Here is a 23704-nt window from a genome sequence, read left to right as displayed (position 1 = left end):
GCGGCCGAGGCCGCCAACCCCGGCGGCACGCCGGCGCCCGCAGCGCCCGGCGCCATTCCAAACGCGCCCGGCACCTATGTTACGACGCCGGAAGGCCGCGCGCAGGAAGTGGCCAAGACGGCCCGCGTCAACATCGACACGCCGAGCCTGTCGGGCTCGATCAACCTCACCGGCGCCCGCCTCGACGACCTCAAGCTCAAGCACTATACCGAGACGGTCGACAAGACATCGCCGCAGATCCAGCTGCTCAATCCGCAGGCGCTGCCCACCGGCTATTATGCCGAGATCGGCTTTGTCGGCAGCGACACGACCGGCACGGTGCCGGGCCCGGAAACGGTCTGGAGCGTCGACGGCAATGCGACTCTGACGCCGGCGACGCCAGTGACGCTGACCTTCACCAACGACAAGGGCCTGACCTTCAAGCGCACGATCTCCGTCGACGGCGACTACATGTTCACCGTTTCCGATGCGGTGCAGAATTCAGGCTCGGCCCCGGTCACGCTGTCCAATTACGGCCGCGTCATCCGTTTCGACAAGCCAGCCATTGCCAGCTCCTATGTGCTGCATGAAGGCCTGATCGGCGTCACCGGCACGGAAGGCCTGCAGGAGCACAAATACGCCGACATCGAGAAGAACAAGCTGTATACGCCGAGCAAATCGACCGATGGCTGGCTTGGCATCACCGACAAATACTGGGCGGTCACCCTGGTGCCGACCGAGAAGCAGCCCTTCCAGCCGCACTATGCCTATTTCGACAATGGCCGCCCGCGCTACCAGTCGGACTTCCTCACCGACCCGATCACCATTGCCGCCGGCCAGTCGGCGACGGTGGAGACCGAGATCTTCGCCGGCGCCAAGGAAGTCAACAAGATCAACGCCTACGCCCAGGACCGGCAGATCAGGCTGTTCGACCGGCTGATCGATTGGGGGTGGTTCATCTGGATCACCAAGCCGATGTTCTACCTGATCGACACGCTGTACAAATTCTTCGGCAATTTCGGCCTGGCCATCCTTGCCACCACGGTCGTCGTCAAAACCCTCTTCTTCCCGCTCGCCAACAAATCCTATGCGTCGATGGCGAACATGAAGAAGGTGCAGCCCAAGATGCTCGAGATCCGCGAGAAATACGCGGACGACAAGATGAAGCAGCAACAGGCGATGATGGAGCTGTACAAGACCGAGAAGATCAATCCGCTCGCCGGCTGCTGGCCGGTGGCGCTGCAGATCCCGGTGTTCTTCTCGCTCTACAAGGTGCTCTACATCACCATCGAGATGCGGCACGCGCCGTTCTTCGGCTGGATCCAGGATTTGGCCGCGCCCGATCCGACCTCGGTCTTCAACCTGTTCGGCCTGCTGCCCTTCGCGCCACCGGCATTCCTGCCGCATATGGGCGCCTGGGCGGTGGTCATGGGCATCACCATGTTCCTGCAGATGCGCATGAACCCGACGCCGCCGGATCCGACGCAGGCGCAGATCTTCACCTGGATGCCGGTGATCTTCACCTTCATGATGGGCAGCTTCCCGGCCGGCCTCGTCATCTACTGGGCCTGGAACAACACGCTGTCGATCCTGCAGCAGGGCGTGATCATGAAGCGCCAGGGCGCCAAGATCGAATTGTGGGACAATCTGACGGCATTGTTCCGAAAGAAACCCTCGCCGGCTGAATAGAAGGCGCTATTCCGGCAATCAAAGCCCCGGCTCGTCCGGGGTTTTTTTGGACGAGGCGCGCATCACGTTCCCGTGAGGCGCGAAACTTGCGGCGTGCAACCGGCGTGGCTGCTGCTTGTACCGCCAAGGCCGATCAACACCGATCAGCTCTAATCCGAAGACCGCTGTTTTTGATCCGTGACCCCGTCATGTCCATCGCGGGGATGCGGCGCGTGGAATGGGCATTCGCCTTTAAGTATTTGTTATCATTATCGTTTTTTACTCTGCACCGAAACTTTCCCGCAATCGCCGCGTAACTCTTCCCGACAATCGAATCAACAATTGTCGCACCAGAAGGGTTCTCCAATGGCAAAGTCCATCCTCAAGGCATTCTGCTTTTCCGCCGGCCTGGCTCTATCGGGCCTCGCAGCTACGACGGCCTATACGCTCGCCAATCCCGCCGTTGGCGGCGCTGCGATGCTGACCTCGAAGAACATCGTCGAGAACGCCCTCAACTCGCCGATCCACAAGACGCTGGTTGCCGCCGTCAAGGCCGCCGGCCTGGTCGACACGCTGGAAAGCGCGGGACCCTTCACGGTGTTTGCGCCGACCGATTCCGCCTTTAAGAAACTGCCGGCCGGCACCGTCGCCACGCTGGTGAAGCCCGAAAATAAGGACAAGCTGACCAAGATCCTGACCGCCCATGTCGTGGCCGGCAAGATCTCCGCCAAGGATATGATGACCAAGGCCAAGGCGATGGGTGGCAAGTATGAAATGAAGACCGTCAGCGGCGACACGCTGATCGCCGAGGTAAAAAAAGGCGCGCTTTATATCGTCGACGAGTCCGGCGGCGCCGCCAAGGTGACGGTCGCCGACGTCAACCAGTCGAACGGCGTCATCCACGTCGTCAACAAGGTGCTGTTGCCGAAGTAACGGCTTTACGCAACGGGGAATGACGGCGGGCTGCGACGGGCTTTCTCGGTCTGCCTTCCCCACCTCACGAGGAGGTGCCATTCTTTTGAAGCCGTCTTCGACACCACCGGGGTCCTGCTTGTCCTTCGCAGGGCCCCGTTTTTTTGGGTTTCAGGGCGCCTTAGCCGACGGCGGCGGTCGACCTGATCGTGATCTGCCGCGGCACGAACTGAACATCGAAGCCCAGCAGGGCTCGCTCATCGGGCGATTGGTGCTATAGGGCGGATCACGCCATCTAGAATGGCGGCTTTAATTTGCGCCACTCTCGACGGATCTCGCCATGGACGGACCCAACCCAGACATCAAACACCCCATCCCGATGCACACCCGCGTCGGCTTCCTCAAGCCCCTGGTCACCGCGCCGAATATCGAGATCGGCGAGTTCACCTACTATGACGATCCTGACGGACCGGACAAATTCGCCGAGCGATGCGTGCTGCATCATTATCCCTTCATCGGCGACAAGCTGATCATCGGCAAGTTCTGCGCCATCGCCGAGGGCGCGCGCTTCATCATGAACGGCGCCAACCATGCGATGTCCGGCTTTTCCACCTATCCGTTCAACATTTTCGGTCATGGCTGGGAGCAAGGCTTCGACCCGAAGACGTGGTCACAGGAAGTGCGCGGCGACACGGTGGTCGGCAATGATGTATGGATCGGCATGGATGCGGTGATCATGCCCGGCGTGTCGGTCGGCAATGGCGCCATCGTGGCGGCGAAATCGGTGGTGACGCATGACGTGCCGGCCTATGCGATCGTCGCCGGCAATGCGGCAAAGGTGGTGAAGATGCGTTTCGACGACAGGACGGTGCGGCGGTTGCTGGCTGTGGCGTGGTGGAATTGGCCGGTGGACAAGATCGGCCGCAACCTCAACGCCATCCGGGGCGCCGATATTTCGAGGCTGGAGGCAGCAATTTGAACGCGCTGGGCAACACCGTCATCGGCACCGACCTGTTCACCAAGGGGTGGATCTTCATCCGCGGCGTGCCGGCGATGAAGTTCCTGCCGCCGGAGGGGCCGCCTGAGATCGCCTTTGCCGGCCGCTCCAATGTCGGCAAGTCGTCGCTGATCAATGCGCTCGTCGGCCATAACGGGCTGGCGCGCACCTCCAACACGCCGGGGCGCACGCAGGAGCTCAACTATTTCGTGCCGGGCGGGTTTTCCGGCGAAGGCACCGACCTGCCGCCAATGGCGCTGGTCGACATGCCGGGCTACGGCTATGCCAGCGCGCCGAAGGAAAAGGTGGACGATTGGACCAAGCTGGTCTTCGACTATCTCAAGGGCCGCGTGACGCTGAAGCGGGTCTATGTGCTGATCGATTCCCGCCATGGCATCAAAGCCAAGGACGACGAAGTGCTGTCGCTGCTCGACAAGGCGGCGGTGTCCTACCAGATCGTGCTGACCAAGACCGACAAGATCAAGGCCGCCGGCGTGCCGCAGCTGATCGAAGAGACATTACTGAAGATCAAGAAGCGGCCGGCGGCGTTTCCGTTCGTGCTCGCCACGTCGTCGGAAAAGGGCGAGGGTCTGGACGAACTGCGCGCGGCGATCGTGCTGGCGGCCAATGGCGGTTAAAAGCAACTCCGGGAAAAGTGTGAAGCGGTTTTCCGTCCGGAGTTGCGAAAAAAGACCTTTGGCTAACTAGGCCTTTGCCTTGGACTTCGCCTCGAGCGCGATCATCTGATGGCTTTCTTCCTCGGCAAGCTTTTCGGTGCCGTAGGACTTCAGGAACAGGCTGACGCCCGACCGCACGATGTGGTCGATTTCATCCTGGCTCGGCGCCGTGGTGCGGTAGGCGAAGATGCACTGGCGAAACAGGCCGGCGAGGCACAGTTCGGTGAATTGATAGGCGGCAAGATCGACATCATCGATCTTGAGCAGGCCGCGTTCGATGGCTGCATTGAGGAACTTGACCACCTTGTCGTGGCCGCGTTTTGGGCCACGTTCGTAAAACCGCGCGCCCATGTCCGGTATCCTGTCGGAGGCGCCGATCACGGTGCGTTGCGCCTGGATGACCTTGGCCGAGGTGATCTTCATCGACAGCACCTTGCCGAATTTCACCAGCGTCTGGCGCAGATCGTCGGCGCGGTCGAGCATGTCGTACATGTTCTTGAAGATGGTGCCGCGCTCTTCCTCGATCAGCGCCTCGAACAGCTCTTCCTTGTTGGCGAAGTAGACATAGATCGTGCCCTTGGAGACGCCGGCCTCGCGGGTAATGTCGTTCATCGACGCCGCTTCGAAGCCCTTGTCGATGAACACGCGCCGCGCGCCCTCAATGATCTGGCTGCGCTTGACCGGATCCTGGCCCGCCGCCGGGCGGCCGCGACGCGCACTATCCAGCACATCGCACCGATCATTTTCGACGTCGGGTAACGTGTCGGCCATTAAAGTCACACCTCGCGAAATAATTCGAACCGAGCGGTTCGATTGCTCTTGATATGGGCCTGCTTTAGCGCTATGTCAACGTTCGCATCGAACCGAACGGTTCAGTATAACACATTTTCCTTATGTAGCTACGGTAGCGAGATATCATGTCCTCGAACACGTCAACCACCGCCGAAGTCCGCCCCTTTCCCCACGCCAAGGTCTCGCCGGTTATCGAAGCGCCGGAAGCGCCCATCAAGCCTGCCGCCGAAGTTTTGGCCGAGGTGCCGGCCAAGAAGAAGCGGTCGGCTCGCTCGTTCATGCTGCCGATCATCGGCCTCGCTCTGCTCAGCGCCGGCGCCTGGTATGGCTATAATTACTGGACCGACGGCCGGTTCCTGATCTCGACCGACGATGCCTATGTCCAGGCCGACATGTCGTTCGTCTCGCCGAAGATTTCCGGCTATGTCGATCAAGTCAAGGTCTCGGAGAACCAGCAGGTCAAGGCCGGCGATCCGCTGCTGACGATCGACGACGGCGACTACAGAATAGCCGTTGCCCAGGCGGAGGCGCAGATCGCCACGCTGGCCAAGACGCTCGACCGTATCGACGCGCAGACCAAGGCGGCGCACGCTTCGCTGCAACAGGCGCAGGCGCAGAAGGTCGCCGACCAGGCGGCAGCCGACAATGCCGCTCGTGCCCAGCAGCGCGCCGCGCAACTGGTCAAGACGCATGTCGGCACGCAGGCGCAACTGGACGATGCCCAGACCGCTCTCGACCAGGCCAATGCAGCCCTTGTCGGCGCCGACGCGCAGATTGCAGCCGCACAGGCCAATATCGGCGTGTTCGAAGCGCAGCGCGCCGAATCGGCCAGCACGCTGGCTTCGCTGCGGCTGAACCGCGACAAGGCCGCCCGCGATCTTTCCTTCACCGTGCTCAAGGCGCCTTATGACGGCGTCGTCGGCAACCGCTCGGTCGAGCAGGGCGACCTCGTCAGCCCCGGCCAGAAGCTCGCCGTCGTGGTGCCGCTGGACAAGCTCTACATCGTTGCCAACTTCAAGGAGACGCAGCTGGCCAAGCTGATGCCCGGCGAGAAGGTGCGGGTCTCGGTGGACGCCACGGACGGCCATGATTTCGAAGGCACGGTGTCGTCGCTGGCGCCGGCTTCGGGTGCGGTGTTCTCGCTGCTGCCGCCGGAAAATGCCACCGGCAACTTCACCAAGGTGGTGCAGCGCATCCCGGTTCGCATCGACGTGCCGGCCGATGTGCTGAAGGCAGGCAGGCTGCGCGCCGGCCTGAGCGTCGTCGTCGCCGTCGACAGCCGCACGGCTCCGGCCGCGGCGAACTGAGCGGCCGCAAGGGGATAACGCCATGGCAACCGCAACCATAACAGCAGGAGCGGCCCCTGCCATGCCGGCGGTACCGACGACCATCTCGACGCGCCGCCTCATCGCCTTCCTGGCGATGGTGTTCGGCATGTTCATGGCGATCCTCGACATCCAGATAGTCTCAGCCTCGCTGGCCGAGATCCAGGCCGGCCTCAGCGCCAGTTCCGATGAAATCCCATGGGTGCAGACCGCCTATCTGATCGCCGAAGTGGTGATGATCCCGCTGTCGGGCTTCCTCAGCCGGATGCTGTCGACGCGCGTGCTGTTTGCAGGCGCCGCGGCCGGCTTCACGGCGGCCAGCGCGCTGGCCGCGACCGCCACCAACATCGACCAGATGATCGTCTACCGGGCCATCCAGGGCTTTATCGGCGGCGGCATGATCCCGAGCGTTTTCGCCGCCGCCTTCACCATCTTCCCGCCGTCGCGCCGCGCCATGGTGTCGCCGATGATCGGCCTGGTGGCGACGCTGGCGCCGACCATCGGCCCGACCGTCGGCGGCTATATCAGCCATGCCATGTCGTGGCACTGGCTGTTCCTCATCAATGTCATTCCAGGCATTCTGGTGACGGTCACGACCTGGACCCTGATCGATTTCGACAAGCCCAATCTCGGCCTGTTCAGCAAGTTCGACTGGTGGGGCCTTGCCGGCATGGCGGCGTTTCTCGGCTGCATGGAATATGTGCTCGAGGAAGGTCCGAACCATGACTGGCTGCAGGAACAGGCCGTGTTCATCTGCGCCATCATCATGGTTGTCGGTGCGGCGCTGTTCTTCTGGCGTGCCTTCACCGCCGAGGAGCCTATCGTCGATCTCAGGGCCTTCACCAACGTCAATTTCGCCTTCGGTTCGCTGTTCTCCTTCGTCATCGGCATCGGCCTGTACGGTCTGACCTATCTCTACCCAGTGTTCCTAGGACGCATCCGCGGCTACGATTCCTTGATGATCGGCGAAGCCCTGTTCGTCAGTGGCCTGGCGATGTTCGTCACTGCGCCGATTTCCGGCATCCTGTCGAGCAAGATGGATTTGCGCATCATGATGATGATCGGGCTGTTCGGCTTCGCTGCCGGCACATGGTGGATGACGCATCTGACCGCCGACTGGGATTTCTGGGAATTGCTGATCCCGCAGATCCTGCGCGGCAGCTCGATGATGCTGTGCATGGTGCCGATCAACAACATTGCGCTCGGCACCTTGCCGCCGGACCGGCTGAAGAACGCGTCGGGCCTGTTCAACCTGACCCGCAACCTCGGCGGTGCGGTCGGCCTTGCCGTCATCAACACCGTGCTGATCGATCGCAGCGCCTTCCACTACGCCAGGCTGGCCGAGCATGTGGAATGGGGCAGTGCGGCGGCGCAGACCAAGCTGCAGAACATGACGCTCGACTTCCAGCAGACTCCCGGCCTCGACGCCACCAAGGCGGCGATCTCCAAACTGTCGGGCATGGTCCAGCAGCAGGCGTCGCTGCTGTCGTTCATGGATGTGTTCACCATGCTGACCGTGCTGTTCGCGACCATGGCGGTCTTCACCCTGGTCATCGCCAAGCCGGCGCCGCCCGCGGGCAGCGGTGGCGGAGGCCATTGAGCGCGCCGGACCCCCCGCCTGGCGCCCTCGTGTGTGACCCCGGAAATCACCCCCGATTTCCGGGGTCACGCTTAAGCATCGATCGTTATCAAGCTCCTTGGTCAAACACCCGGCGCGCTATGCTGCGGCAGGCGGCCCAAACCATTTGGTCAGCGAGTCGGTTAGCCCGGCTGCTTCAGGGCCGCCGACCCAGGCCACATAACCGTCAGGCCGGACCAGCACAGAGCCGGGTGCTTTGACCGCGCCCAGCACCGGAAGCTCCCACGCGCCATCGTAGCTGGCGTCGACCAGCTGAATCCGCTCCACCCACTGGCCGATACCAAAAGCGCCGGGCTCACCAAGATTAAGCAGCAGCGGCCGAGCGTCGTGCAGCAGGGCGAAAACCGGCAGCGGACCGGCAGCGGTGACGAGGTCGAGATCCGGCATGCGACGCCCCAGCAGCGGATGCCCCTCGCCAAGATCGTAGTGGATGTCCAGGCCGGACAACATGCCGGCAAAACGCTTGCGCGGCTCTTCCATGCCGAGAAGTTCCGACACTGTATCGCGCAGCGCCTTGGTGCGCTCGTCTTCGCGACGGAGCACGACCGACGCCATGGTGTTTTTCATCACACGCGCGGCAATCGGGTGGCGCTCTGCCTGGTAGCTGTCGAGCAGGCTTTCGGGCGCAGTTTTCCTGACCACTTGGGCGAGCTTCCAGCCCAGATTGACCGCGTCCTGCACGCCGGTCTGCAGCCCCTGTCCACCGTCCGGTGGATGCACGTGCGCGGCGTCGCCTGCCAGCAGCACCCGCCCCTTGCGGTATGCGGCTGCCTGCCGGGTCATGTCGGTGAAGCGGGCCAGCGATGTTGGATTGTGGACGCCGTAATCGGTGCCGTAGACGGCAATGAGCGCCTCGCTGAGCTCATGCAATGTGGGCACGCCGCCGGCCCCGACCTCGCGTTCGGTCACCAGCACCCGCACCGTACCGTCTTCCAGTCTGCTGAGGCCGTGAATTCCGATGGCATCGCGGTGGATACCCCATTGCGGCTCTTCCGTTACCTCGATCTCGGCGATCAAATTGCTGGTTGTCGGCTCGGAACCGGGGAACTCGATGCCCGCCGCCTTGCGCACGAGGCTTCTGCCGCCGTCGCAGCCGACAAGATAATCGGCACGAAGCAACCCGCCATCGCTCAGTGCGACATCGACGCCGCCGCCATCCTGCACGACGCCTTTCACCTCGCGGCCACGGTAGACCGTGACGCCCAGCTCCTCGACCCAGTCAGCAAGGATGCGCTCTATGTGCTTTTGCCACAGCGCCAGCCCGTAATTGTGGCGGGTGGGGAAGTCGCTGATGTCAAGCGAAACGCCGGCGAAACCCGCGACCTGGGCGGTCTGACCTTGCGACAGGAACCGATCGACAATGCCGCGCTGATCGAAGATCTCGATGGTGCGCGAATGCAGGCCGCCCGAGCGCGCGCCCGCGAGATCCTGGTTCTCGCGCCGCTCGACGATGGCGACATCGATGCCGGCCAGGGAAAGCTCGCCGGCCAGCATCAACCCGGTCGGGCCGCCGCCGGCGATCACCACTTGATGGGATATTCGCGGCCGGTCCGCATCAACACCGTCGGTCGATTTGGGCTTGCCGTCGCGAGCCCGTGCTTTGGTTGGCTGCATAGGTTCTGGCCCTCTCGTTAGGGCTGCGGAATCTACGCATAAAAAGCCGTCTGCCAATTCTTGAAGTTGACTGTTTTCGCCCCATTTCAGGAGATAGGAGGCGGTCGTCACACCGGCTCCAAATCCCCCACCCCGCTAAAAGACGCCGAACGATCAGGCAGTGGCCGGCTTGAAGCTGAGCGCAACACCGTTGATGCAGTGGCGCAGGCCGGTCGGCGCCGGGCCATCGTCGAAGACATGGCCGAGATGACCGCCGCAGCGGCGGCAATGGACCTCGGTGCGGGTCATGCCCAGCGAACGGTCCTCGGTCTTGCCGACGGCGTTGGCAATCTCCTGCCAGAAGCTCGGCCAGCCGGTGCCGGACTCGAACTTGGTGTCTGAGGGGTAGACCGGCAGGTCGCAACCGGCGCAGGCGAAAATGCCCTTGCGATGCTCGTTCAGCAGCGGGCTGGTGCCGGGATACTCGGTGCCTTCCTTGCGCAGCACGTTGAAGGCTTCGTCGGACAGGATGGCGTGCCATTCGGCGTCGGTCTTGGTGACCTCGAAGGTTTCGGCAGCCTTAGCGGGCCCGCCCATGCGCAACGTTGCCGCCGCGCCGGCCACGGCAGCGATGGCGGCGCCGCTCAAAAGCAAATCTCGACGGTTCATGACAGAAATCCTCCTGCGGGTTGTTTTGCCAAATTTGGCCGCCACTGGAAAATCAAAAGCCGGTGACGGTTGTCCTGCAAACGAACGCTCCACACCGGCTCCGCGCTTGTTGCGGACGGGATGGAGCGCTCGGTCGTTTGCTCGGCCCACGGGGGCGGGGCCGCGCAATCTGCAGGAGCTTACCGCCTGTTCGTCGGCGGCAGGGGCTTTGTTACATCTTCGGCAGCAGGACCTTGTCGATGACGTGGATGACGCCGTTCGACTGCTCGACATCGGCGATCGTGACATTGGCGACATTGCCGTTCTCGTCGGCTACGGTGACCTTGCCGCCATCGGCCTTGAGCGACAGCTCGCAGCCGCCGACCGTCTTGACCTTGTGGGTGCCGCCATCGGCCTTGGCCATCGAGGCGACATCGGCGCCCATCGCCTTGGCGCCGATGACATGGCAGGTCAGGATCTTGGTGAGCTTGTCCTTGTTCTCGGGCTTGAGCAGCGTCTCGACCGTGCCAGCCGGAAGCGCGGCGAAGGCCTCATTGGTCGGCGCGAAGACGGTGAACGGGCCGGCGCCCTGCAGTGTCTCGACCAGGCCGGCAGCCTTGACTGCGGCGACCAGCGTGGTGTGATCCTTCGAATTGACGGCGTTCTCGACGATGTTCTTGTTGGCGTACATGGCGGCGCCGCCAACCATCGGATTTTCTGCATAAGCGACGGTGGCGAAGACGGCAATGGTACCGGCGAGCAAAAGGGTGGCGATTCTACGCATAGTGTTCGAACTCCTCGGGGTTATTGTTTCCTCTTTCGGGAACATGAGGAGATACGGAATAGAACTGTTTGAGTTTCCGCGCGACGGGAAAAATTTACCTTTATCCTGTCGGCGAATTATCTCCGGAGATCGAATCTCTAATCTCCAGCAGCGTATCCAAAACGAAAACAGCGGAAGATCTACTTCCGCTGCCTTCATTATCACGTCATGGTTTTACGATCTATCAGATGCCCTTCAGGTCGCCCGCGGCAACGACTGGTCCGGTCGGCTGTCCGGTCGTCGAACCGCCCGTCGGCTCGACGCTGACGGCGAGCACGGCGCCTTGCGCCAGCTTCTGCTGCACTGCCGGGGTAACCGGAATGTGCGTGACCTGGCCGGCGGGAATGACGCCCATCGAGACCGGCGCATTCTTGCCTTCGATCATCCACAGTTCGAAGTCCTTGCCGGCGGCGCGTTCGCCCGAAACCAGCGACAGGCCGACATCGCGGCGGGATGCGTCGTAGACGACGAGGTATTTGACATCGCTGCCTTCGGCGGCCAGCGAGGCGACGAGGCGCTCCTGTGGCACGACGACCGGCGACCTGACGTAGGGCACGGCGACATAGAGCACCAGGGCCGCGAGAGCCGCTGCGGTGAGGCCGCGCCAGAAGCTAAGGCTGGACCACAGGCTGCCGCTCGGGGCCGTCGTCGACGCCGCGGTAGAGGAGAACAGCCGGCGATCGATAGCCGGCTTGATGGTGGCCGGCGGCTCTACCTCAGCATAAGCGGCAGCCATCGGCGAGAGATTCACTTCCCAGGAATCGACGAGACGGGCAAAGCCGGTCTCCGCGTCGATGCGTCCGGAGGCTATCTGGCGCTCATCCGCCGGCAGCACGCCGAGAACGTATTCGGCTGCGAGCAGGTCGTCGCCTCCACGTTCCGGTCCATTTTCTTCTGCCAAGGTCATCTTTCCAGACATTCTCTAAGTTTCAACAGGCTGCGGCGCAGCCATGTCCGCATCGTGTTGAGCGGAACCTTGTGACGTTCCGCGAGCTCGGCGTAACTTTCGCCGTTCAAATAAGCACCCCGAACGGCTTGCGCCCGGTCTTGTTCCAACTCTTCAAGGCACTGATAGATGCGCTCGGATTCACCGCCCGCAACAACCATAGCCTCTGGCCCCGGACCGGGGTCAGCCACGTCGAGCGCGGCATCGATATCGGCAGCGGGCTTGCGTCGCGACCGGATGCGATCAATCGCATGATTGCGTGCTATGGCCACCAGCCAGGAGATTGGGCTTAGATCGGAAACAGCGAAACGGTCCGCCTTCGTCCACACTTTGACGAAGACCTCTTGCAGCGCTTCTTCCGCATCTCCGCGATCCTTCAATACACGAAGGCACACGCCGAAAAGTTTCGCACTGGTTTGCCGGTAAAGCAGATCGAACGCAGTCCGATCCTTCATCGAGGTCCGGACAATCAGGGTGGAGATATCCTGCGGCGTCATACGGACAAGCTAAGCGATCACGATTTATTTGCAAAGGCAGAAATCTTGTTGTCCACGCAAACGATGTCCGCGCCCGATCGCCAGTAATCGCCGGTCGGTGCCAAGGAAATCGGCTGTCGTTAGCCTCCCGCAGAAAGGGGAACAGCAATGTCGGCCGAACAGATGCTGTGGGAGAACGATGCAACCGACTTGGCAGGCTGTGCACAGAGGCGAGATCTCGCCGCCGGACCTTGTCGATGCTGCGATCGCGCGCGCCGAGGCAACCCGATCATTGCGCATCCGCCGCTTGCCTGCGGCGCGATGGACCCGAAGGGGGCCGACGAGCTCATCGAAAACCTGCTCGACAAATTGCATCTGACCGTCTCTTGGAGATCAGATCCCTGTTTGGGCAATTGATGGACAAGCGCCTGTGGTTCACCCACTGGCCGGCGATCCAGAATGGCCTGCCGCTTGGCATCCAGGCCGTCGGCCGCCCCGGCGACGAGCAGGACGCTTTTGTCGCTTGCCGCGCAGATGGAGAAGGTTTCCGGGTGGCTGACGCGGCGGGCGCCGCTCAAGGTGCCGGCCTGATCCGGCAGATTTCATCATCGTGATAGCAAAGCTGTTTGCGGCCTGGGCCAATTCCCGCTAAGACGCCGCCGTCCTTACCCACATCCAGGGAACCATGCCGATGACGGAGATCACCGCCACCGCCGAAATGCAGGCCGCCCTGCTCTCGCGGGCCCTGCCCTATATGCAGCGCTACGAGCACAAGACGGTGGTGGTGAAATATGGCGGTCATGCCATGGGCGATATCGAGCTCGGCAAGGCTTTCGCCCGTGACATCGCGCTGCTGAAGCAGTCCGGCGTCAACCCGATCGTCGTCCATGGCGGCGGGCCGCAGATCGGCGCCATGCTGGCCAAGATGGGCATCGAATCCAAGTTCGAAGGCGGACTGCGCGTAACCGACCAGAAGACGGTCGAAATCGTCGAGATGGTGCTGGCCGGTTCGATCAACAAGGAGATCGTCGCGCTGATCAACGCCGAGGGCGAATGGGCGATCGGCCTGTGCGGCAAGGACGGCAACATGGTGTTCGCCGAAAAGGCTCGCAAGACCATGATCGACCCGGATTCCAACATCGAGCGTGTGCTCGATCTCGGTTTCGTCGGCGAACCGGTCGAAGTCGACCGCACCCTGCTCGACCTGCTGGCGCGCTCCGAAATGATCCCGGTGCTGGCGCCGGTGGCGCCCGGCCGCGATGGCCATACCTACAACATCAATGCCGACACCTTCGCCGGCGCCATCGCCGGCGCCTGCCAGGCGACGCGCCTTTTGTTCCTGACCGACGTGCCCGGCGTGCTCGACAAGAACAAGAAGCTGATCGACGAGCTGACGGTGGCCGAAGCCAAGGCGCTGATCAAGGACGGCACGGTGTCGGGCGGCATGATCCCCAAAGTCGAGACCTGCATCGAGGCGATCGAGCGCGGCGTCGAAGGCGTCGTCATCCTCAACGGCAAGACGCCGCATGCGGTGCTGCTGGAATTGTTCACCGAACACGGCGCCGGCACGCTGATCGTGCCCTGAGGTGCTACTGGCTTGGCGGCCAGTCGATCGGCTGGCCAGCCGTTAGGCAGGCTGGGGCAGGCGCGCGATGACCTTTATCTCGAAGTCGAAGCCGGCTAACCAGTCGACGCCGACCGCCGTCCAATTGGTGTAGGGCGGTTCACCGAACACCTTCAGCCGAACGGCATCGATCACGGGCCATTGCGCTGCCGGATCGGTGTGGAAGGTGGTCACGTCGACTATATCGTCGAACGTGGCGCCCGCTGCTTTCAGCACTGCCGCGAGATTATCGAAGGCAGGCTGGACCTGCTTTTCGAAGACAGGTTCGGGCGACCCGTCCTCGCGGCTGCCGACCTGGCCCGAGACGAACAAAAGATCGCCCGATCGGATTGCAGCAGAATAGCGATTGATCTCGTAGAGAGCCTGCCGGCCGGCAGGAAAGATCGCGTCACGTTTGGTCATTTTCACTCCATTGTCCGGGGCACTCACATACGTCCCGTATGCATGAGGTGGGTACATACGCTGCGTATGTCAATACGCATACGGTAGGTATGAAGGGCAGCGAGCCCGTCAGGCGCCGGCCGAGATCGCGACAGCCGCTTCGGCCGGCTTGAGCGGCGGGCGCATGACGACCATGGATTCCTCATCGGCATCCTGCGGCGCGCCCCAGTACTCAGCCAGCGTCGGACCATCCTTGAGGCGGCGGTCGCGGGCCAGAAAACCCCAGACCTCGCGGAACCAGACGCGGCGGCCCATTTGCGTGTACCAGCGCATCGAATGGCGCTGTTCGGGATCGGGGTGGAAGAGAATGCGCGTCAGCGCCTTCGGCCGCGACTGCACCGCGACCTCGATCAGCTTGATCGAGAAGAACAGCATCCACGGTTTCAGCCGGGTCATCTGCAGCACCTGGTGCTTGTAGTCCCACAGCCGGGCATCCGTCTGAATCACCTTGCGGTTCTTGGCGATGCGGAAGAACGGCGTCCAGCGGTGCGGCGTGACATAGAGCGCCTGGATCTGGTCGGGGTCATAGGCAAGCAGCTGGCGAAAGCCGCGCCACAGATCGCGAAAGGTCTCATCCTCGAACCCGGCCACCCAGGTCGCCATGGACAGTATGCCATGCTGGCGGAGCAGCCGGATTGCCTCGCGGTCGGATGAGGTGCTGCCGCCCTTGCGGATCAATTGAAGCGTCTGTTCGTCGGTGTTTTCCATGCCGAGCAGCCAGCGGATGACGCCGGCCTTGCGATAGAGGTGCAGGATGTCGGCATCGCGCACGATGTCATCGGCCCGGGTCGAGCCGACGATCAGCACCGGCACGTTCTCGGCGATCAGCGCATCGAGAAAGGCGCGCCAAACCTTCTTCGACACGGTCGGGTTTTCGTCGGCGAGGTTGATCAGTTCGACGCCGTGCTGGCGGTGCAGCCAGGCAATCTCCTGCGCAAATTTCTTGGGGTCGCGATGCCGCCAGCGGGTCCAGAAACCGCGTTGGCCACAATAGTTGCACAGATGCGGGCAGCCCCGCGAAAACTGCATGACCACGGCGCGCTTGCCGCCCCAATAGCTGTAGCGGCGGTGATCGATCAGCTCCCAGCCGACGCGGTACTCGTCCAGATCGGCAATGGTCCCGGCCGGCCGCGTCGCGAAGGGGCGGCCGAGATCGTCGCGATAGGCGATGCCCGCGACATCGGCCAGTGGCCGGCGATTGTCCAGTGCCACGACCAGGGCAAGGATGGTTGCCTCGCCCTCGCCGCGCACGATGAAGTCGAAGACATCGCTCGCCGCCAGTATGTCGCGCCAGTGATAGGTCGGGAACACGCCGCCATAGATCACCAGCGTCGCCGGCTCGAGCGCCTTGACCATGCGGGCGATCGCGAGCGCGGTGGGATGCGCCGAGGTCGAGCCGGAATGGCCGATCAGGATGCAATCGGGCTGGCCGCTGAGCGCATCGCGCACCAGCGTTTCCAACGGCATCGGCCCGAATTCGGCATCGACCAGCCGGACTTTATGGCCGGCTTCGATAAGCGGGCCGCCCAGTGCCAGCAGGCCGAGCGGTGGCAGATGGTCATCGGGCACGCGGCTGCCGATGGCGGTGTGCGGCGGATTGATCAGCACGATGTTCATGACGGACCTTTGAGCGACGGTCCGCATGGCGTAGCCGGCGTTTCAGTTTCGCATTTGGGCTCCGTTCAGCAGTTTGCGTGCAGCTTTTCCGCAGAAATGGCGGTGCGTGTCCTACCGCCTGAGGTGGGCGAGCGGCACGTGGCCCGGGCCCTTGATGTTCTGCAGCACCAGCTGGGTGTGAACGTCGCGCACGCCGGCAAGACGCATCAGGCGGTGCATGACGAAGGCGTTGAGTTCGTCGACCGACGGCACCATGACGTGCAGCAGGAAATCGTGGTCGCCGGTCATCGTCCAGCATGACGACACTTCATCCATGCGTTGCACGGCGGCGATGAAGGTTTCGGGCGAACCGTCGCTGTGGCTGGTGAGCCGCACCTGGATGAACACCTCGACCATCAGGCCGACGGCGCGGCGGTTGAGCACGGCGGCAAAGCCCTTGATGATTCCGGCCTCCTGCAGCGCCTCGAAACGGCGGGCGCAAGGCGTCGTCGACAGGCCGATCTCCTGCGCCAGTTCGGACACGGGCTTGCGTCCATCGCGCTGAAGCACGTCCAGCATCTTGATCTCGAAATCGTCGAACTGAGGCATTTTCACTCTCTTTCAGCTTCTGCTTGGTGATTTTTACCTCAAATCATGGACCCAAGCCATCATCAAAGCTGAATTGCCTCGCCGGCTGCCGCTAGATTCGGGGGACAGATTCAAGTGTCACAATCAGGGGAGAAGAACCATGACGACGATGAGCGTTGCCGAATATGCCCGTGATTGCGCGGCGCAAGGCCTGCGTGGCGACTATTCAGTGTGCCGTTCCGACTTCACCGTAGCGCAGGGCTACAACTACAACGCCGACGAACAGGCGGTGTGGCGCACGTTGTGCGACCGGCAGACCAAGCTGACGCAGAAGCTGGCGCACCATTCCTATCTCGATGGCGTCGCCGCACTCGGCCTGCTCGACAAGATCCCGGATTTCGGCGCGGTCTCAGACAAGCTGCGCAAGCTGACCGGCTGGGAAATCGTCGCCGTGCCTGGCCTCATCCCGGCCGCGCCCTTCTTCGACCATCTCGCCAACCGGCGCTTTCCGGTGACCAACTGGCTGCGCACCAAGGACGAGCTCGACTACATCGTCGAACCCGACATGTTCCACGACTTCTTCGGCCATGTGCCCATCCTGACACAGCCGGTGTTTGCCGACTTCATGCAGATGTATGGCGAAAAGGCCGAGAGCGTGATTGCGCTGGGCGGTGACGAGATGATCTCCCGGCTCTACTGGTACACCGCCGAATACGGGCTGATACAGGAGGAGGGCCAGAAGCGGAAAGCTTTCGGCGCCGGACTGATGTCGTCGTTCACCGAATTGCAGTTCGCCGTCGCGAGCCCGGACGCGCACCACGTGCCCTTCGACCTCGAAATGGTGATGCGCACCGGCTACGAGATCGACAAGTTCCAGCGCGCCTATTTCGTGCTGCCGTCTTTCGACGTGTTGCGCGATGCGTTCCGGACCGCCGATTTCAAGGCGATCGTCGCCCGCCGCAAGGGGCAGCCGGCGCTCGATCCGGCAACGGTTTAGCAAATCCTGGAGGGTTTGCGCGGCACCTACCCCCACCCTTAATCCCTCCCCACAAGGGGGAGGGAGATCTCGTTGGCGCTGATTTCCGGGGGTTTCGACACCAAGGCATGGGTAGCGCCGGCAACAATCCTGTCGCGCCGTTCGCTTTTTTGACAATCAGACGGTGATGACTTCGTCACACCGGGGGGATGACTTCGTCACACCGTGATTACTTTGGTCAGATGGTCGCCTAGCCGGCAGGCAAGTGCGGTGATCGTCGTCGTTGGATTGCATTCGCCAGAGGTGCAGAATACCGAGGAACCACCGACATAGAGATTGTCCATGCCGTGCACCTTGCAGTTGGCGTCGACCACGCTCTTGACGACATCGGTGCCCATGCGCGTGCCGCCCATGTGGTGGTGGCCGGCCAGTTCCTCATCCGTCGGGTAGTCCTCGCCATTGGTCAGCCAGTCCATGATGCGGACGCGGCCGAGGTCCTTCTCGATCAGCGTCGTTCCGAACAACTTGAGCCCCTCGAGGATGGTGCGGCGCTCCAACGGCGACTTCTTCCAGTGCAGCTCGATGCGCGGCACGCCGGCACGGTCGACATCGGTCTTCGACAATTCGATATGGTTCGAGGCCAGCGGCGCCTGTTCCCAGGCGACGTAGAGCTGGGCGGCGCAGCGCAGGTTCTGGCTGAGCTGGTAGGCGGCCCATTCGGCGGCCTCGGGCGCGGTGCAGGCAAGGTCGGCAATCAGGCTCTTGACGCCGGCATAGGGCGTCTCGATCAGGCGTATGCCGAAATTCATGATCTGCAGCCGCTCCATGGCGGCGAGCGTCGGCGAGAAGAACGCCTCGTTGACGGCATCGACCTCGAACTCGCTGTAATCGGCCAGGATGGCATTGCCGCCCTCGAAGGTCGGGTGCTCCATCCAGTAGCGGCCAAGTGCCGTGGCGTTCGGCACCACGCCGCCATTCGAGCGCTGGTTCGACCATAGAAGCAGCCGCGAATTCTCCAGCCCGCCGGCGCAGACGATGAAATAATCGGCGCTGAAAGCGCCGGCATCCTTGCCGTTCGACCACAGCCTGGCGCCGGTCACTCGCTTGCCGTCGCCGGCAAGTTCGGTGGCATAGGTGTTGAGGACGAGCGCTATGTTCTTGCTCTTGTGGAGCTCGTCGGAGAATTTCTCGCCAAAGCGCACGGCCGGGCTCTTGATCAGCTGCACCCAGCGTATTTCGTCTGAAATCGGCACATCGGGCTTGAAGTCGGGAAGCTCGAGTATGTCGTGCACCTCGGACAGATAGGGCTCGATGTCGGTCCGGGCGATTGGCCAGCCGGTGTCCGGCGCCCATGCCTTGGGCTCAAAGTCCTGCTTGTCGAGCACGCGGCACCAGCCGGCCCAGTGGTTCGACGACCCGCCCATGAAGCGCAGCCGGGTGATGTCGAGATCGAAATATTGATCGCCGACCGTGGAGCCGCGGTAGAAATCCTGCGACTCGTCGCTGAATTCGCGTGCGCCGGCCTCCAGCACCACGACCGGAATGCCGGCGGCGCCGAGCTTTCTGGCAATGGTGGTGCCGGCCGGCCCGGAGCCGAGAATGCAGACCTTGGGCTTGAAATCCGAGGCTCGAAACGCCTCATAGCTGTCGAAGATCATGCCAGGTCGCTCCGCTTCAGGATCCAGCCATTGACCACGACGATCTCGTCGGGATCGGCCGGGGGGCGGTCGCTGTCAGGCAGCTTGCGAAAAAGCTGTAGCGCCGGCATCGCAATCAGCGCCTGCACGATGGTGCGACGCGACATTTTCCTGATGAAGAAACTCATGACACGTCTCTGGATGGGGGCTTCGATCCACGCATGGCGTTCCCTGAACGGCACAGGTACCGGCCAGACATGCCATTCCCGTGCCAAGCCTTGCCTGTAAACGAGTTACAACCCGGTAAACGGCGCAGTTGCGTGGAAACAATGTTGGCGAACCGTTAACAGCCCCACCACCAACACCTAGGCAGCTTCGGAAATGTCCCGGTCGAGGATCGACAAATTGCGGCCGCGGTGCTTGGCCTCGTAGAGCCGGCGGTCGGCGGCGCGCATCAGGTCCGAGACATCGGCATCTTGCGCACAGGTGATGCCGCCGATCGAGACGGTCAGCGGCACCGTGCGCTCTTCGACCGGACGAAAGCGGACCAGCTCGACTTCACGGCGGATGCGCTCGGCCACGCGCCGGGCTTCGGCTTCCGTAGCGCCGACCAGGAAGGCGCCGAACTCCTCACCGCCAATGCGGCCGAGCACGTCGCCGCTGCGGACGCCGCGCTCGATGGCGCTGGCGATCAACACCAGTGCGTCATCGCCGGTCAGATGGCCGAAACTGTCGTTGATCGCCTTGAAATGGTCGGCGTCGATGATCAGCAGCGCGCCGCGATCGGATTTGCGCCGCGAGCCGTCCAACGCGGCAAAGAAGCTCTCGCGGTTGAGCATGCCGGTCATGTCGTCGCGGCTCGCCTTCGCCGACAGGCGCCGATGCGCGGCGGCGAGCTGGGCATGCGCGCGGGCGAGATCGCGATGCGCGTTTTTCAGTCGGTCGCTCTGCCAGAAGGTGCTGGCGCAGGCGATCCAGGCGAGCGCCAGCGGGCACACCGTCGATGTCAGCCAGACAGTGCGGTCGACCGGAAAACCCATGGCTGGAACGATGATCAGCGTCAGCAAAAGCGAGATGGCTACCGAGCCGAATGCGACCGCGGCGGACTTTAAGACTATGCGACTCATCGCTGGCTCCCACTGAACCGTCTCTGTGCCAGCAAGCCCTGAAGGCCACCTTTCCGTGATGGCTAAAATTTGAATGGTGAGCCCATTTTTACAACTCTAGATGCACATAGGTTGTGGATAAGCTCTACATCAGAAAGGGGTTCGAACGGCAGATATTTCATGCCATAAGGACGCCATGACCACGCTGCCCGATCCCGCCCGCTTCGCCCATGTCACCGACTGGGTGTTCGACCTCGACAACACGCTTTATCCGCACCATTCGAATCTGTTTTCGCAGATCGACGTCAAGATGACGGCCTATGTCGGAGAACTGCTCACGCTGCCGCGCGAGGAAGCGCGCAAGCTGCAGAAGGAACTCTATCTCGAATATGGCACGACGCTGAACGGGCTGATGACGCGTCACGGCATCGACCCCGACGACTTTCTCGAAAAGGTGCATGATATCGACTATTCGTGGCTGGTGCCGGATCCGGTGCTGGGCACCGCTATCCGCCAGCTGCCCGGCCGCAAGTTCATCTTCACCAATGGCGACCGCAGGCACGCCGAGCGCACCGCGCGCCAGCTCGGCATACTCGACCATTTCGACGACATTTTCGATATCGTCGCCGCCGGGCTGACGCCGAAGCCGTCGCGGCAGACCTATGAGAAGTTTGCCGAACTGCACGCCGTCACCGGACACAATGCGGTGATGTTCGAGGATCTCGCCCGCAACCTCGAGGTGCCGAAATCACTGGGCATGACCACGGTGCTGGTGGTGCCGCGCAATTTCGAGCCGACCTTTGCTGAAATCTGGGAACACGATCCGGCCAATGAGGACGACGTCGATTTCGTCACCGACGATCTGGCGACGTTTCTGACGGGGATAGTGGAGGGGGTGGAGGAATTGAGGAATTGAGGAGCTGAAGAATTGAAGAACTGGTGAAAGGAAGACCGATCCGGACCTCCTTTTCCTCAATTCTTCAGCTCCTCAATTCCCGGTTCCCCTACTCCCCCAACTTGTAGAAGCGGCTGATGATCCCCCAGGCCTCGTCGGCGGTGTCGACAAAGTCGATGATATCCTGGTCGCCGGGCGTGATGGTGCCTTGTTCGGCCAGGAAATCGAGGTCGATCGCGCGCTGCCAGAACGCCTTGCCGAACAGGATCACCGGCACGCGTTCCATGCGGCCGGTCTGGATCAGCGTCAGCGTCTCGAAGAACTCGTCCATGGTGCCGAAGCCGCCCGGAAACACCGCGACGGCCTTGGCGCGCATCACGAAATGCATCTTGCGGATGGCGAAATAGTGGAAGTTGAAGCACAGCTCCGGGGTCACATAGGCGTTCGGCGCCTGCTCGTGTGGCAGGACGATGTTGAGGCCGATCGACGGCGCGCCGACATCGTCGGCGCCGCGATTTCCCGCCTCCATCACGCCTGGGCCGCCACCGGTGACGACGACGAATTCGCGGTAGTAGGACGTGGCCGATTGCTGTGAGCAGAGGCGGGCGAATTTGCGCGCCTCCTCGTAGTATTTGCTGTTTTCCTCGAGGTTTTTCTTCTGCGTCTCGTTCTTGGCGGCCCAGGCCTCGCCGCCGGGCTCGGGAATACGCGCGCCGCCGAACAGGATGACCGTCGAGCGGATGCCGCGCTCGGCCAGGATCATTTCGGGCTTCAAGAGCTCAAGCTGCAAGCGCACAGCGCGCAATTCCCGGCGCGTCATGAAGTCGGGATCGTTCCAGGCCAGCCGGTAGGTTTCGGCGCGCGTCTGCGGCGTGTCGGGAACGCTTTTCGAGCGCTCCAGATCCTCGTCCGAATGCGGCAGCGGCGTCCATCCCGCCTTTTCCATAGGAGTCATATGCTTTCTACCCGTCCCAACAGTTCACTTGCGCCGTCCCATGGCGCACGCGCGATTGACCCCCAATACGCCTTAACATAGGGTCCGCGCGACTTTCAAAACAAGGTTAAGGCCGACGGCCTTAACAGCGTGGTAACGGAGCGAATTCATGTCGAAGCCTGATCTGGCCAGCCTCGAAAAGACGATCGAGAAGGCCTTCGAGGAGCGCGACACGATTTCGACCGCGACCCGGGGCGAAACGCGCGACGCCATCCAGTCCTCACTCGACCTGCTCGACCGTGGCACCGTGCGCGTTGCCGAGCGCCAGGCCGATGGCAAATGGCATGTCAACCAATGGCTGAAGAAGGCGGTGCTGCTCTCGTTCCGGCTCTATCCGATGGAGATCATCAAGGGCGGCCCCGGCCAGGCGGTCTGGTGGGACAAGGTGGCGTCGAAGTTCGACGGCTGGAGCGCGGTCGATTTCGAGAAGGCAGGCTTCCGCGCCGTGCCGTCTTCGATCGTGCGCCGCTCGGCCTATGTCGCGCCGGGCGCGGTGCTGATGCCGTCCTTCGTCAATGTCGGCGCCTATGTCGATAGCGGCACCATGGTCGACACCTGGGCCTCGGTCGGCTCCTGCGCCCAGATCGGCAAGAATGTGCACCTCTCGGGCGGCGTAGGCATCGGCGGGGTGCTGGAGCCGATGCAGGCCGGCCCGACCATCATCGAGGACAATTGCTTCATCGGCGCGCGCTCCGAAGTGGTCGAGGGCTGCATCGTGCGCGAAGGCTCGGTGCTCGGAATGGGTGTGTTCATCGGCCAGTCGACCAAGATCGTCGACCGCGCCACCGGCGAAGTGTTTTATGGCGAGGTGCCGCCGAATTCGGTCGTCGTCGCCGGCTCGATGCCGGGCAAGGCCTTTCCGAACAACGAGCCGGGCCCTGGCCTCTACTGCGCCGTCATCGTCAAGCGCGTCGATGCCAAGACCCGGTCGAAAACCTCGATCAACGAACTGCTGCGTGATTGATCCTGTCCGAGCAACCAGAGCGCTCCAGATTGCCCAACACACCACCACTTCCCTGGCTTTTCTTCAGCCTCTCAGGGCGCGTCAGCCCAAGTGCCTACGTGCTCGCCGGGCTGCTGCTGGTGCTTGCACAGTTTTTCCCGCTCTACCAGTTGTCGAGACTGGAACCCGGCACCGCAACCAGCCAGAACTGGGCACTTGTGTTCTGGGTCGTTTTGCTGATCTCGACATGGTCGAGCTTTGCGGTAACCGCAAAGCGGTTTCATGATTTCGGCAAGCCGACTTATTACGCGTTGATCTCTCTTATCATCGGCCCCATTCTTCTCATCGTTCTAGCGTGTTTCCGCGGTGACCCCGGTCCGAACCGCTACGGCAAACGCAGCAACGCGCCGGCTGAACCATGAGCGCCGA

General features: G+C 62.5%; 26 protein-coding genes. 13 read left to right on the top strand and 13 right to left on the bottom strand.

Going from position 1 to position 23704, the window contains the following annotated elements; genetic code table 11:
• The 4 genes from yidC to yihA all read left to right on the top strand — a co-directional run.
• Positions 1-1668, top strand: a 1668-nt coding sequence (yidC, locus tag X726_RS140135) for a membrane protein insertase YidC (protein WP_023673245.1), incomplete at its 5' end; no start/stop codon positions are given.
• A 345-nt stretch (positions 1669-2013) separates the two neighbouring features.
• Positions 2014-2580: a fasciclin domain-containing protein gene (locus X726_RS140140; RefSeq protein ID WP_023673244.1), complete on the top strand. Its 567-nt coding sequence runs from the start codon at positions 2014-2016 to the stop codon at positions 2578-2580.
• A 319-nt stretch (positions 2581-2899) separates the two neighbouring features.
• Positions 2900-3538 (top strand): CatB-related O-acetyltransferase, encoded by a 639-nt coding sequence (locus tag X726_RS140145; protein ID WP_023673243.1) that lies wholly within the window; start codon positions 2900-2902, stop codon positions 3536-3538.
• Complete coding sequence (gene yihA / locus X726_RS140150) at positions 3535-4194, top strand: ribosome biogenesis GTP-binding protein YihA/YsxC (RefSeq protein ID WP_023673242.1); 660 nt, start codon at positions 3535-3537, stop codon at positions 4192-4194. The genes X726_RS140145 and yihA overlap by 4 nt, the downstream gene beginning before the upstream one ends.
• A 66-nt stretch (positions 4195-4260) precedes the next feature.
• Here yihA and X726_RS140155 read toward each other — a convergent pair whose 3' ends face one another.
• Positions 4261-5004: a TetR/AcrR family transcriptional regulator gene (locus X726_RS140155; RefSeq protein ID WP_023673241.1), complete on the bottom strand. Its 744-nt coding sequence runs from the start codon at positions 5002-5004 to the stop codon at positions 4261-4263.
• Positions 5005-5150: 146 nt separating this feature from the next.
• On the opposite strand from X726_RS140155, the gene X726_RS140160 reads away from it, so the two are divergent.
• Both X726_RS140160 and X726_RS140165 read left to right on the top strand, forming a co-directional pair.
• Positions 5151-6332, top strand: a complete 1182-nt coding sequence (locus X726_RS140160; RefSeq protein WP_023673240.1) for an HlyD family secretion protein — start codon at positions 5151-5153, stop codon at positions 6330-6332.
• A 22-nt stretch (positions 6333-6354) separates the two neighbouring features.
• Positions 6355-7950, top strand: a complete 1596-nt coding sequence (locus X726_RS140165; RefSeq protein ID WP_031215512.1) for a DHA2 family efflux MFS transporter permease subunit — start codon at positions 6355-6357, stop codon at positions 7948-7950.
• A gap of 117 nt (positions 7951-8067) precedes the next feature.
• On the opposite strand, the gene X726_RS140170 is transcribed toward X726_RS140165, so the two are convergent.
• From X726_RS140170 to X726_RS140190, 5 genes are all read right to left on the bottom strand, one after another.
• Entirely contained in the window at positions 8068-9603 is a 1536-nt protein-coding gene (locus X726_RS140170) for an FAD-dependent monooxygenase (protein ID WP_023673238.1), read from the bottom strand.
• Between the two features lie 153 nt (positions 9604-9756).
• Positions 9757-10251 (bottom strand): peptide-methionine (R)-S-oxide reductase MsrB, encoded by a 495-nt coding sequence (gene msrB, locus X726_RS140175; RefSeq protein ID WP_031215510.1) that lies wholly within the window; start codon positions 10249-10251, stop codon positions 9757-9759.
• 211 nt (positions 10252-10462) lie between these two features.
• Complete coding sequence (locus tag X726_RS140180) at positions 10463-11014, bottom strand: fasciclin domain-containing protein (RefSeq protein WP_031215509.1); 552 nt, start codon at positions 11012-11014, stop codon at positions 10463-10465.
• Between the two features lie 223 nt (positions 11015-11237).
• Entirely contained in the window at positions 11238-11960 is a 723-nt protein-coding gene (locus X726_RS140185; RefSeq protein ID WP_023673235.1) for an anti-sigma factor, read from the bottom strand.
• Positions 11957-12496: a sigma-70 family RNA polymerase sigma factor gene (locus tag X726_RS140190; RefSeq protein WP_023673234.1), complete on the bottom strand. Its 540-nt coding sequence runs from the start codon at positions 12494-12496 to the stop codon at positions 11957-11959. Before X726_RS140190 ends, X726_RS140185 begins: the two co-directional genes overlap by 4 nt.
• A 147-nt stretch (positions 12497-12643) precedes the next feature.
• Here X726_RS140190 and X726_RS1000000172065 point away from each other — a divergent pair, with 147 nt between their 5' ends.
• From X726_RS1000000172065 to argB, 3 genes are all read left to right on the top strand, one after another.
• Positions 12644-12892 (top strand): hypothetical protein, encoded by a 249-nt coding sequence (locus X726_RS1000000172065; RefSeq protein WP_023673233.1) that lies wholly within the window; start codon positions 12644-12646, stop codon positions 12890-12892.
• A complete protein-coding gene (locus X726_RS1000000172060) occupies positions 12892-13089 on the top strand; it encodes a hypothetical protein (protein WP_023673232.1) in 198 nt (65 codons plus the stop codon). The genes X726_RS1000000172065 and X726_RS1000000172060 overlap by 1 nt, the downstream gene beginning before the upstream one ends.
• Before the next feature lie 77 nt (positions 13090-13166).
• On the top strand, positions 13167-14060 hold the full coding sequence (argB, locus tag X726_RS140205; protein ID WP_013528489.1) for an acetylglutamate kinase: 894 nt from the start codon (positions 13167-13169) through the stop codon (positions 14058-14060).
• 42 nt (positions 14061-14102) lie between these two features.
• Here the strand turns inward: argB and X726_RS140210 are convergent, their stop codons facing one another.
• From X726_RS140210 to X726_RS140220, 3 genes are all read right to left on the bottom strand, one after another.
• A complete protein-coding gene (locus X726_RS140210; protein WP_023673231.1) occupies positions 14103-14501 on the bottom strand; it encodes a RidA family protein in 399 nt (132 codons plus the stop codon).
• Positions 14502-14609: 108 nt separating this feature from the next.
• Positions 14610-16157: a magnesium-protoporphyrin IX monomethyl ester anaerobic oxidative cyclase gene (gene bchE, locus X726_RS140215; RefSeq protein WP_023673230.1), complete on the bottom strand. Its 1548-nt coding sequence runs from the start codon at positions 16155-16157 to the stop codon at positions 14610-14612.
• 111 nt (positions 16158-16268) lie between these two features.
• A complete protein-coding gene (locus X726_RS140220; RefSeq protein WP_023687465.1) occupies positions 16269-16745 on the bottom strand; it encodes an Lrp/AsnC family transcriptional regulator in 477 nt (158 codons plus the stop codon).
• Between the two features lie 139 nt (positions 16746-16884).
• On the opposite strand from X726_RS140220, the gene phhA reads away from it, so the two are divergent.
• Entirely contained in the window at positions 16885-17721 is an 837-nt protein-coding gene (phhA, locus tag X726_RS140225; RefSeq protein WP_023673228.1) for a phenylalanine 4-monooxygenase, read from the top strand.
• A 197-nt stretch (positions 17722-17918) separates the two neighbouring features.
• On the opposite strand, the gene X726_RS140230 is transcribed toward phhA, so the two are convergent.
• From X726_RS140230 to X726_RS140235, 3 genes are all read right to left on the bottom strand, one after another.
• Entirely contained in the window at positions 17919-19358 is a 1440-nt protein-coding gene (locus X726_RS140230) for a GMC family oxidoreductase (protein ID WP_023673227.1), read from the bottom strand.
• The gene (locus X726_RS1000000170845; protein ID WP_023673226.1) at positions 19355-19525 is read right to left on the bottom strand and encodes a hypothetical protein; all 171 of its coding nucleotides are present in this window, start codon (positions 19523-19525) and stop codon (positions 19355-19357) included. The genes X726_RS140230 and X726_RS1000000170845 overlap by 4 nt, the downstream gene beginning before the upstream one ends.
• A gap of 177 nt (positions 19526-19702) precedes the next feature.
• Positions 19703-20464: a GGDEF domain-containing protein gene (locus X726_RS140235; RefSeq protein ID WP_023673225.1), complete on the bottom strand. Its 762-nt coding sequence runs from the start codon at positions 20462-20464 to the stop codon at positions 19703-19705.
• Between the two features lie 175 nt (positions 20465-20639).
• On the opposite strand from X726_RS140235, the gene X726_RS140240 reads away from it, so the two are divergent.
• Positions 20640-21359 carry a pyrimidine 5'-nucleotidase gene (locus X726_RS140240; protein ID WP_023673224.1) on the top strand — a complete coding sequence of 240 codons (720 nt, stop codon included), beginning with the start codon at positions 20640-20642 and terminating at the stop codon, positions 21357-21359.
• Between the two features lie 88 nt (positions 21360-21447).
• On the opposite strand, the gene X726_RS140245 is transcribed toward X726_RS140240, so the two are convergent.
• The gene (locus tag X726_RS140245; protein WP_023681343.1) at positions 21448-22293 is read right to left on the bottom strand and encodes an LOG family protein; all 846 of its coding nucleotides are present in this window, start codon (positions 22291-22293) and stop codon (positions 21448-21450) included.
• Positions 22294-22441: 148 nt separating this feature from the next.
• Between X726_RS140245 and dapD the strand changes: the two genes are divergently transcribed.
• Together dapD and X726_RS140255 are read left to right on the top strand one after the other, a co-directional pair.
• Positions 22442-23296, top strand: a complete 855-nt coding sequence (gene dapD, locus X726_RS140250; RefSeq protein WP_023673222.1) for a 2,3,4,5-tetrahydropyridine-2,6-dicarboxylate N-succinyltransferase — start codon at positions 22442-22444, stop codon at positions 23294-23296.
• On the top strand, positions 23293-23697 hold the full coding sequence (locus tag X726_RS140255) for a DUF805 domain-containing protein (RefSeq protein ID WP_081725464.1): 405 nt from the start codon (positions 23293-23295) through the stop codon (positions 23695-23697). The genes dapD and X726_RS140255 overlap by 4 nt, the downstream gene beginning before the upstream one ends.
• Positions 23698-23704 lie beyond the last annotated feature (7 nt).

This window comes from Mesorhizobium sp. LSJC285A00, from assembly GCF_000503155.1.
Taxonomy (GTDB): Bacteria; Pseudomonadota; Alphaproteobacteria; order Rhizobiales; family Rhizobiaceae; genus Mesorhizobium.
Note: the sequence above shows the minus strand (reverse complement) of the source record. Positions and strands in the feature narration are given on the sequence as shown.

What these genes read in the sequence shown, in the direction of transcription:
- X726_RS140185 (WP_023673235.1), bottom strand. Translation starts at nt 11,960, where the DNA reads ATGACCTTGGCAGAAGAAAATGGACCGGAACGTGGAGGCGACGACCTG.
- X726_RS140145 (WP_023673243.1), top strand. Translation starts at nt 2,900, where the DNA reads ATGGACGGACCCAACCCAGACATCAAACACCCCATCCCGATGCACACC.
- X726_RS140220 (WP_023687465.1), bottom strand. Translation starts at nt 16,745, where the DNA reads ATGCCTCAGTTCGACGATTTCGAGATCAAGATGCTGGACGTGCTTCAG.
- X726_RS1000000170845 (WP_023673226.1), bottom strand. Translation starts at nt 19,525, where the DNA reads ATGAGTTTCTTCATCAGGAAAATGTCGCGTCGCACCATCGTGCAGGCG.
- bchE (WP_023673230.1), bottom strand. Translation starts at nt 16,157, where the DNA reads ATGAACATCGTGCTGATCAATCCGCCGCACACCGCCATCGGCAGCCGC.
- X726_RS1000000172065 (WP_023673233.1), top strand. Translation starts at nt 12,644, where the DNA reads ATGTCGGCCGAACAGATGCTGTGGGAGAACGATGCAACCGACTTGGCA.
- X726_RS140210 (WP_023673231.1), bottom strand. Translation starts at nt 14,501, where the DNA reads ATGACCAAACGTGACGCGATCTTTCCTGCCGGCCGGCAGGCTCTCTAC.
- X726_RS140190 (WP_023673234.1), bottom strand. Translation starts at nt 12,496, where the DNA reads ATGACGCCGCAGGATATCTCCACCCTGATTGTCCGGACCTCGATGAAG.
- X726_RS140240 (WP_023673224.1), top strand. Translation starts at nt 20,640, where the DNA reads ATGACCACGCTGCCCGATCCCGCCCGCTTCGCCCATGTCACCGACTGG.
- X726_RS140160 (WP_023673240.1), top strand. Translation starts at nt 5,151, where the DNA reads ATGTCCTCGAACACGTCAACCACCGCCGAAGTCCGCCCCTTTCCCCAC.
- X726_RS140230 (WP_023673227.1), bottom strand. Translation starts at nt 19,358, where the DNA reads ATGATCTTCGACAGCTATGAGGCGTTTCGAGCCTCGGATTTCAAGCCC.
- X726_RS140235 (WP_023673225.1), bottom strand. Translation starts at nt 20,464, where the DNA reads ATGAGTCGCATAGTCTTAAAGTCCGCCGCGGTCGCATTCGGCTCGGTA.
- phhA (WP_023673228.1), top strand. Translation starts at nt 16,885, where the DNA reads ATGACGACGATGAGCGTTGCCGAATATGCCCGTGATTGCGCGGCGCAA.
- X726_RS140245 (WP_023681343.1), bottom strand. Translation starts at nt 22,293, where the DNA reads ATGACTCCTATGGAAAAGGCGGGATGGACGCCGCTGCCGCATTCGGAC.
- X726_RS140165 (WP_031215512.1), top strand. Translation starts at nt 6,355, where the DNA reads ATGGCAACCGCAACCATAACAGCAGGAGCGGCCCCTGCCATGCCGGCG.
- msrB (WP_031215510.1), bottom strand. Translation starts at nt 10,251, where the DNA reads ATGAACCGTCGAGATTTGCTTTTGAGCGGCGCCGCCATCGCTGCCGTG.
- X726_RS1000000172060 (WP_023673232.1), top strand. Translation starts at nt 12,892, where the DNA reads ATGGACAAGCGCCTGTGGTTCACCCACTGGCCGGCGATCCAGAATGGC.
- argB (WP_013528489.1), top strand. Translation starts at nt 13,167, where the DNA reads ATGACGGAGATCACCGCCACCGCCGAAATGCAGGCCGCCCTGCTCTCG.
- X726_RS140155 (WP_023673241.1), bottom strand. Translation starts at nt 5,004, where the DNA reads ATGGCCGACACGTTACCCGACGTCGAAAATGATCGGTGCGATGTGCTG.
- X726_RS140140 (WP_023673244.1), top strand. Translation starts at nt 2,014, where the DNA reads ATGGCAAAGTCCATCCTCAAGGCATTCTGCTTTTCCGCCGGCCTGGCT.
- X726_RS140180 (WP_031215509.1), bottom strand. Translation starts at nt 11,014, where the DNA reads ATGCGTAGAATCGCCACCCTTTTGCTCGCCGGTACCATTGCCGTCTTC.
- X726_RS140170 (WP_023673238.1), bottom strand. Translation starts at nt 9,603, where the DNA reads ATGCAGCCAACCAAAGCACGGGCTCGCGACGGCAAGCCCAAATCGACC.
- dapD (WP_023673222.1), top strand. Translation starts at nt 22,442, where the DNA reads ATGTCGAAGCCTGATCTGGCCAGCCTCGAAAAGACGATCGAGAAGGCC.